Source organism: Microcoleus sp. Pol11C3, assembly GCF_036701485.1.
Lineage (GTDB): Bacteria > Cyanobacteriota > Cyanobacteriia > Cyanobacteriales > Microcoleaceae > Microcoleus.
Genome location: NZ_JAUBQW010000324.1, coordinates 1 through 1057, shown reverse-complemented (window position 1 = coordinate 1057; position 1057 = coordinate 1). Strand labels below are relative to the sequence as shown.

General features: G+C 41.8%; 1 protein-coding gene. It reads left to right on the top strand.

Annotation, left to right across the window (positions count from 1 at the left end):
* Positions 1-1057, top strand: a 1057-nt coding sequence (locus QUA40_RS28880) for an ISAs1 family transposase (protein ID WP_333132163.1), incomplete at both ends; no start/stop codon positions are given.

Here is a 1057-nt window from a genome sequence, read left to right as displayed (position 1 = left end):
CAGAGATCCCGGACCCCAGAGTTCAAAGAACCCAAAAACACTCATTAAAAGATATTTTAGTAATCTCTATTTTAGCCGTCATTGGCGGTGCCGAAGGTTGGGAAGACATGGAAAATTATGGCATCGCTAAACAGCAATGGTTAGAGGAATTTCTCGAATTACCCAATGGTATCCCGAGTGATGATACTTTTCGACGAGTCTTTGAAAGAATTAATCCTGAGGCTTTAGAACAATGTTTAGCGAAGTGGCTTCAAAGTATGCTTGGTTCGATAGTTGGCGAGATTATCCCCATCGATGGCAAAAGTGTTAGAGGTTCTTATGACCGTAATCAAGGCGTAAAAGCTTTGCATTTGGTCACGGCTTGGGCAAGTGAACAGCGTTTAGTTTTAGGGCAAGTTAAAGTTGAGGATCATTCCAACGAGATTACGGCAATTCCGGCACTCTTAGAATTATTAGACCTGACCGGGGCGACCGTTACCATTGATGCGATGGGAAATAAAACCGAGATTGTGAAACAAATTCGCCACAAAAAAGCTGATTATATTGTATCTCTTAAAGCTAATCACCCCACTTTACATTCTCAGGTTAAAGAATGGTTTGATACCAGAAGAGCTAATAACTTTGAAGGCATTAACGTTAGTTATAACCAACAGATTGAAAAGGGACACCATCGCACTGAAAAACGTTATGTTTGGGCTGTTCATTTAGAGGCTTTCGGTGGTCTTTATCAACAAGACCAGTGGTCGGGACTGCAAACCATCGTCATTATTGAAAGAATCCGCCATCTTTGGAACAAAACGACTCATGAAGTCCAATTTTATCTAGCTTCTGTGCCTGCGGATGCTCAACTTCTTGGTCGTGCCATTCGTCAACATTGGACTATTGAAAACCAAGTTCATTGGACTTTAGATGTCACGTTCCATGAGGATCAATGTCGGATTCGTTCAGGTCATAGTCCTCGTAATTTGGCCATCCTGAGACGGATGGCACTTAACGCTCTTAATCACGAGAAAACTTTGCAGCGTAGTCTTCGTCAAAAAATCAAACAGGCTTCTAT